The following is a 7600-nucleotide window of genomic DNA, read 5'->3' on the forward strand; positions in this document are numbered from 1 at the left end:
AAGGAATATTCTAGTAAGCTCGGATGGGACATAATCGTGTAAGACCTAAGTATGTGCAAGCAGAAAGGGCTGTGATTAGCTCAGGAATCCCCGTCGCTTCAGCGCGGGGAATGTCAACCCGCCCAACATTAGCCCGCACCCATTTCCGAAACTCCCTTAGGGTTCCACTTTCTCCTAAAGTTAAACGCTTCTGCACATATTCCATAATAATCTCGGCTGGCAAATCAGGAAAAGATAAACTCTTGTCTATTAGTTGATACTCTCCATTCTTTAAAGCTAGAAACTCCAACCAATAGCCATCATAGCGCCAGACTTCAGGTACTCCCAGCAAGGCATATATCGGTAAACGGCGATCGCTAGGGTTGGTAATATCTACTTCTAAAACTAGATCGGGTGGTGGATCTTGTCCGACAATTACATTCTCTTGAGCGCGAATCCTTAACTCATTTTTGAGGTAATAACAAGAATCTGGTTCACCACCTATTTTTAATTCAGGTATTTTCATCAGCAAAGAACCTAGGCAGCGCATATCAATTTCTAATTCATCCACAAAAACTGTTAGTAATCTATCAAAAAAACGACTGCTACCTTCGTGGAGTGATAGTGGAGACATAATTTCTAAAGTGCCGTTGAGGTAATGAAATAAAGTTTTGCGGCGATCACCTAGATCGGCAAGTAAACTTTCAAAGGTCTGCCAACTAACGTTATGCAAGATCACACGCTCTTCGGCAAGCGGTCTGCTTTGCTCACGCACAGAAGTAGTAATAATAGGTTTGCTTAGTGTGGTGGCAGTCATTTTGATTTCCTCAATTATTAATAAGATCGGTGATCTTGATTTAGTAATTTACTGCTTAAGTGAGATAATCTTAGCATTTTGAAACTTTGGGGTTAAAGTGATCGCGGTGGAGTTCCTTGCTAAACTGCTGGCATTAAATCATTCAGATCCTCAATTCTCAGCATCCGAATGTCTCTAACCGATCCTGCAAACCACGGCAGCGATCGCGACAAGTCGATCGCCGCAAGAACACAGGTTACAGCATTGATATTTTCATTACCAAAATAAACGCTACCTTGTTGTCTGACAAAGCCGTTGCGTTGTAAAACTTTACCAATCTCGGTATAAGCGTTGTTATAGGGATCGCCATAGTTTAGTCTTGATGCTTCAATGTCCATATCAAAAGCGATCGCGTACACTCTTTCTCCTTTCTGTTTTACCTGTGTTTGGGTGTGGTGAGCAACTATTTTAGTCATCTGCGGTTTTAAAGTTTTTTGCATAAACACCTAATTTATTTCCAAATTTATAATATTATAGTCACATTATCTAGCTTGAATCATAGGCAAGATAGCGAAAATCTAAAAACGAGTTTAGAGTTCATCAATGGTATATCATCAATATGACCTATACAAATAATCAAGGCTCAACGAGAACTTCTAGAAATTATCAAGGTGTAACACGGGCGGTTTGCATTGGCTTAGGTGGTTCAGGACTACAGACAATTATGCGTCTTCGGCGTTTAATAGTTGAGCGCTATGGATCTTTAGAAAAATTTCCTATAGTGCGTTTTGTCCAGATTGATACTGATAGTGGGGCTTTGGATAATGCTAATCTCAGTGGCAAGACTTATCATCGTGGGGTTGATATTAGTCTCAAGGAGAGTGAAAAAGTACATATTGGCATGACCGCAGAAGATGCGAATCGGTTACGCATTACCCTCAAAAACTCTCAGGGCAATAGTCCATATGATTTTGTGGGAGAGTGGCTGCCTGATTATGTGATTGAAAATGCAAGGGCGATCGATAAGGGGGCTGGCGGTGTCCGATCTGTGGGGCGGCTTTGCTTTTTCATGAACTATGCCGCAATTCAACGAGCGATCAAATCGGCAGAAATTAGTACTCAGGGTACATATCCGCATCTAATGCAAGAGTTTGGACTCTTACAAGATGAAGGTTTAGACATTTTCATTGTGGGTTCTCTGTACGGTGGTACTGGGAGTGGTACTTTCCTCGATGTCTCCTATAGCGTTAGAAAGTTATATCCCAATGCTAAGGTTTATGGGTACTTGGTTATTAATCCTGAATTACCCACAAAAGATGGTGGAAATAATGGCTTTGATCAACAGGCAAATATTTATGCAGCCTTGATGGAGCTTGATTTTTACTCTCGTGGTAATAATTTCAAGGCATTCTATGACAAAAACGATCCACTTTCTCGGATTGAAAGTAATGGAGCGCCACCATTTAGTTTTACCTTTTTGATTGGTAGAAATACTAGCAACCCCCGCTATCAGATCAAGGAGAAAGACAAGCTATTCAATGTGATCGCTCAAAAAATTGCGATTGAGTTTTCGAGTAGACTTGCTCCTAAGCTCAAGGAAAAGCGTGATGATTTTAACTTTCCTCTCAGCCAAGATGATAATTATCCGCGCCCCAATCCTCAGTATTATCTAACTTTCGGTCTATCTGAGATTTACTGCCCAATTGATCGAATCATTCAAATTACCTCTGCAAGGGTCAGTGTAGCCATAATGCAGTTTTGGCAATTTGGCTATGGTCAAGCTCCAGATATTGAGAGCTTAATGCTGACTTTCTACACAACCTATGACTGGTATAGAGACGTTAATCAAAAGCAGGGCTTTCCTGAGAAGAAACTCGATAAAATTCCTCTTGAAGGTAATAACGCGGCTGATTCGTTGATGACAAGTTGGAAGAGCAATTGTGAAAAAAATATCATCAATACTTGTCAAACTGCCAGCGATCGAGAGTCATTATCAACTCAACTAAAAAGTACTTTTCGCAATCAATTTCGGAAAGTCGAATTTGGCGATACAGATGCAACCAGAGGCATTTGGCTGACCAAGATCATGCGTGAAGTTGCTGCTTACATCATTCAATATCATCAAAATATTGACGAATTTCGTTTGCGCTTACTCAATCCCCGTGAAGAAATATTTAGTCTTGGCAATGCCCAGTCTTGGATAATTAGGCTCATGCAAGACCTAAATGACAATCGCCGTAGATTAGAAAGGGAGATTGGATCACTAGGTGAAGAAAAAGCCCTTGAGGGTTTAGAAGCCCGTTGGCGGCAGATGGAATCGGAAATTGAAGAGGAAAATCGTCAATTTGGTTGGCTGGGCTTACGAAATAAAAATCAGACTGTCAAATCCATTGCCCGTAGATATCTAGAAGAAACTCGCAAAGCGATCGAACATAACCGCAAGTTGTTCACTGCTAAGCAGTCCCTAGAAATTACGGATGCATTGAGTAAGTATTGCCAAGATATCAGCGCCAAGCTGGTTATCAGCAAAAATAAAGCGGCTGAGATCGAAGTTGAGTATCGCCAGATCGAGTCAGAAAGACGCGAGATGAACCTCAATGAATTGAATGGCGAGGCAATATTTACTGAACAAGATGTGACTGATGCCGAACAAACTCTCATGCCAGAGCAAGATCGTCTGTCAAATTATCAGCAAATTACAGATGAATTGTGCAAAGTTTTACAAATTGACTCTTCTCTCATAGAACTTTTACAGCAAGTTTCTATGGATGACACTGTTCAAAAGATGGATATGGTTCTAGAAAGGATTTTTAATAATCGTATCCTTTCGTTTGGTCGTCCTGTAATTAACGCATTCCTAGAAAAATATCAACCATTACAGCCTGAAGCAAATAAACGGCTGAGTGAAATACTAGACATGGCAGAACCCCGTGTTGACCTAAACCTTACTGATCCCTATTACATTAGGGGAAATCGTAAGCGTTTTGTTGGTTTCTTGCGTGAGCAGTCTTCGTCTGTTGAGAAGTTTGAAAATTTACTCAATCAAAACCAAATTACTGATTCTGAGTGGATTCCCTTAACAGAAAAAGATCGGGTTGTTGTCGTTACAGAGTTTGCTCCTTTTCCGTTACGCATCATCAAAGGTATCGAAGATTATGGCTACCAATACCGATTGAGAATCCAGCAAAATAAACCTCTACACAATGATAAACGAGTACAGTTTACCGACTTTGTGCCACCATCTGATCAAATTATGGAAAGATTACAGTTGCTTTTTTTTCCATGTTTAGCCCTAAAGTTTCTTGGTGACTATACACAATCAAGTTTGCAATTCGGCTATTGGAGCCAAAAAGCAATGCAAATGCAAGATGTGTTGCTGGAGGGTAACTGGGATCAGTGTATGGAGACAATTTACAATGACAACGATCTATTTACCAGTTTAGAGGAAGAGCTAAAACACTTTGAAAATGGTTTAAACAAAGATACTTGGGGACAAAGTGCCAGTAGAGATAGTCAGGGTTCTGGTGCAAGAGCAACTATTGATGCGTTTCAGAGATATGTTAATAGCCTCACTGATGGTTACAACAAGCGATACAAAGACAAACTGATTGGTAAAGACGGAGAAATCGGTATATTGGAGAAATATCGCCAAAAGATCGATAAGATGCTTCTTGAAAAATCAAATTCTGAGCAGCCTAGTAATCTATCTCCTAATGCACAGAATATTTTGGAAGCATCTCCTATCAATGATGAACAAGCATCTACTAGCACTGTAGAAACTCCTCATGACGTGGTTATTATCAACGATGAGTATGCATCAGAAAATGCTCGTCAGCGCCGCCGTGAAGAAATTGAACAATGCAAGAGAGATCTTGAGGATGGAATCATCGATCAGGAAGAATATGATCGAGAAGTTGCGGCAATCAAACAAAAATACCCCGTATGAAATAGAATGGACTTTAGCTCACTACTCCCATTACTAAAAATCCTGACCTCTGCTGATGGACAGAAAATATTTTTCTTTTTGGTTGTTGGCTTAACTGCTGTTGTTGCTGTAATTAGAGCCTTTTTAAGAAAAGACTTAGAAAATCTAATTTCACAAGCAAGAATTCTGGTTTCAGAAAGAGACGTAACTTTAAAACACCCCATTATTCAAGAGGCGGAAAAAAGAGTCAAAGCTTATAAAAATGGATCAGATAAAGTTAACACCTCAGTAATTATTGACCAAATTTATAGTAGTAATAAATTTGGGATTGCAAGTAGAGATTCTTGGGATTTTGTATGTCGCTCTTTTCCAAATGTTCTAATTTCTTTAGGATTGCTCGGTACATTTGTGGGCATCACCTCCAACCTAAGCAGCATTCAAGAAATCTTAAAAAGTTCTGGTGGTACTACTGAACAAATAATTACCAAATTACAAGAGCCTCTAAATGGAATGGCTACTGCTTTTGGAAGTAGCCTCATAGCCCTGCTATGTGGTATAGCATTGACAATCGTAAATCTAGTTTTTAATACAACAGTAGCAAAATATCGATTTCTGAGCTTACTTGAAGATTATCTGAATAGTGAAGTTTCTACTACTCCTACTGGCGTATTTTTAGCCCAAATTGAAGCCTCTCTTACAAGTTTTCGGCAAGAATCGATTGGAATATTCACAAAATCGCTTGAGAAAGCAATCGGCAATTCTTTTACTACTCAAATTTCTCAAATCATAACAGAGAATAGAGTATTAAGAGATAACCTCAATGATCTTGTAAGTAACTTTAAGGATTCTGCGACAAAAATATCTGAAAGCTCTCAAGCATTTCAATATGCTGCTAGTGTTTTGTCTGGTTCTGAATTACCTAATAGCATCCATAGGTTTTCTAGCACTATAGAACAGGTAACTGCAACTTTTGAAGAAACATCTAACTCTGTTGAAAGTTCATCAATACAGTTTCAAGAAGCAGCCCAAAAGTTAGATGACTACTCAGGTAAATCTCTTAAACTTTATGATGCCTTTAGAGATTTAATACGAATAACACAAAGTAATGAAGAGAACTTACTGGAAGCAATTCCAGCTATCAAAGCAGAAAGAGAAATATTAATTTCTACTGTGGAGTTAATTAAAGATCTGCAATCAAATATTGAATTATCTGCACAGTCATTAAGTGCTAAAAGTGATGAATCTATACTGGCTAAGGCTGAGTTAGTTCGATTAACAAAATCCATCAACGCAGTTACTCAAAAAATTACCGAGAAATTATATCAAGGCTTAGATTTCAATAGCTTACATGATGACAACCAAACAATTATTCAATTATTACAAGAAATAATATCATGTGTTGATATAAGTAACAGTAACTATTCAGATACAACAAATAATTTAGACAACAATCCAAAAATCGATCAATTAATACTAGCAGCTAATGAAATTAGTTCGCAACTTATTAATGCTAGTGTAATTATGAATGAAGATAACGCTCAAATGAATCAATCGTTAGCTTCAATCAAAAGTGATTTTCAACAAGCTCTTGAATTTCTTTTACTGCAAAATCAATCTTTGAAAGAGGGATCGGTTTCTGAAAATGAATCCCCACTGCTAAAGATTGAAGATATAAGCGAAATTAAATTTCAAATATATAGTTTATCAAAAGTAATAGAAAATATAAATGAACAGATTTCAATTATTTTTCAAAATAATAGACAGCAAAATAGTCAATCAGAGTTATTCCCAACTACCAAAAAGGCAGTTAGTAATATTAAGAATATACTAAGTAAACGAATTATTAATTAATAAGTAATAATGACTATGAGACGGAAATTTGAGTCAGAAACTGAAGATCTAAACATTTGGGTAGCATTCACAGATTTAATGTCTAACTCATTTTTAATTATCAGTCTTTTTTTAATAACCTCCTTTCTGATAGGTTTTACCAGAAGTAAACTCAATGCAAAAGAGGGTAAGAAAGCTACAGACCTAATACCGACCCTTGAAAAAAGGAACAATGAGCTTGAGCAAAGAAATAGAATTTTACAGCAAGAGATAGATCGGTTAAAACCTATAGTTCTAGATCGGTTAAAACCTATAGTTCCTCAAAAAAACGATACACCACCAATTATCTTTCTGCGTGATTCAGGAGCCATTCGATTTAAGTCGGGGAGTGCTGGTCTACAAGGTCAGCAGATGCTAAGAGAATTTGATAAAAAAGATGGATTAATAGAAGAGATTGAAAATAATGCTAAATCCTATGGAATTAATTTAGTGGAAATTATTGGACATACCGATCCTCAGCCTATTGGTGGTGTATCCAGTAATCTTGACAAGGATCTAGCCAATATAGCCAATAACGCAGACATTGATCGAGTAACTGCCGATAGACTTGTGGCTGGATCTAATGCAGACTTAGGCTTAATGCGTGCCGTAGAAATCATGCGTATTTTGCGGTATCACCAAAAAAATAATGGCAAATTACAAGGCTTAGAATTCCGTGCATATTCTGCGGCTCAGTTAGTGCCACCAAAACTACCAAATAATGAAAAGCCAAAAGATGATGATAAACGCCGCATCGAGATTCGCTTCACTAGGCTAGACGAGAAGAATACGATTGGTAGGTAGAAGAGTATATTCCACTTATAATAATCAGGCGAACAGGTTGCTAAATCGTGATCCCAATCGTAGGACAAGCCCACTTGTTTAAGTTGCGATCGCATATTGTCGATATTTGCGTAAGTCCATTTCGCGGGATGGGTATTGCGATCAATCGCCGCATTTTCCGCAGGCAATCCGAAGGCATCCCAGCCCATTGGGTGCAACACTTGATAGCCCTGCATTCTTTTATAACG

Annotated in this window: 5 protein-coding genes and 1 pseudogene; 3 read left to right on the top strand and 3 right to left on the bottom strand. The window is 38.2% G+C overall.

From position 1 onward, the window contains the following. Nucleotides 1–10: 10 nt before the first annotated feature. Together H6F44_RS21405 and H6F44_RS21410 are read right to left on the bottom strand one after the other, a co-directional pair. Nucleotides 11–796: a Uma2 family endonuclease gene (locus tag H6F44_RS21405; protein WP_190353122.1), complete on the bottom strand. Its 786-nt coding sequence runs from the start codon at nucleotides 794–796 to the stop codon at nucleotides 11–13. Nucleotides 797–915: 119 nt separating this feature from the next. Then, nucleotides 916–1275 (bottom strand): virulence factor, encoded by a 360-nt coding sequence (locus tag H6F44_RS21410; RefSeq protein ID WP_199302228.1) that lies wholly within the window; start codon nucleotides 1273–1275, stop codon nucleotides 916–918. A 119-nt stretch (nucleotides 1276–1394) separates the two neighbouring features. On the opposite strand from H6F44_RS21410, the gene H6F44_RS21415 reads away from it, so the two are divergent. Genes H6F44_RS21415 through H6F44_RS21425 form a run of 3 tightly spaced genes read left to right on the top strand, consistent with a single transcriptional unit; the run spans nucleotide 1395 to nucleotide 7373 of the window. Continuing rightward, complete coding sequence (locus H6F44_RS21415; protein ID WP_190353123.1) at nucleotides 1395–4721, top strand: tubulin-like doman-containing protein; 3327 nt, start codon at nucleotides 1395–1397, stop codon at nucleotides 4719–4721. Between the two features lie 6 nt (nucleotides 4722–4727). Beyond that, nucleotides 4728–6551 (top strand): methyl-accepting chemotaxis protein, encoded by a 1824-nt coding sequence (locus tag H6F44_RS21420; RefSeq protein ID WP_190353124.1) that lies wholly within the window; start codon nucleotides 4728–4730, stop codon nucleotides 6549–6551. Between the two features lie 15 nt (nucleotides 6552–6566). After that, complete coding sequence (locus H6F44_RS21425; protein WP_199302229.1) at nucleotides 6567–7373, top strand: hypothetical protein; 807 nt, start codon at nucleotides 6567–6569, stop codon at nucleotides 7371–7373. Here the strand turns inward: H6F44_RS21425 and H6F44_RS23835 are convergent. After that, nucleotides 7331–7600, bottom strand: a pseudogene (locus H6F44_RS23835) (class I tRNA ligase family protein); the annotation flags it as partial. The gene H6F44_RS21425 and the pseudogene H6F44_RS23835 sit on opposite strands and share 43 nt — an antisense overlap.

This window comes from Pseudanabaena cinerea FACHB-1277 (assembly GCF_014696345.1).
Taxonomy (GTDB): Bacteria; Cyanobacteriota; Cyanobacteriia; order Pseudanabaenales; family Pseudanabaenaceae; genus Pseudanabaena; species Pseudanabaena cinerea.

Bases quoted from the DNA above. Each gene is read 5' to 3' on its own strand.
- H6F44_RS21420 (WP_190353124.1), top strand. From the start codon at position 4,728: ATGGACTTTAGCTCACTACTCCCATTACTAAAAATCCTGACCTCTGCT.
- H6F44_RS21425 (WP_199302229.1), top strand. From the start codon at position 6,567: ATGAGACGGAAATTTGAGTCAGAAACTGAAGATCTAAACATTTGGGTA.
- H6F44_RS21415 (WP_190353123.1), top strand. From the start codon at position 1,395: ATGACCTATACAAATAATCAAGGCTCAACGAGAACTTCTAGAAATTAT.
- H6F44_RS21405 (WP_190353122.1), bottom strand. From the start codon at position 796: ATGACTGCCACCACACTAAGCAAACCTATTATTACTACTTCTGTGCGT.
- H6F44_RS21410 (WP_199302228.1), bottom strand. From the start codon at position 1,275: ATGCAAAAAACTTTAAAACCGCAGATGACTAAAATAGTTGCTCACCAC.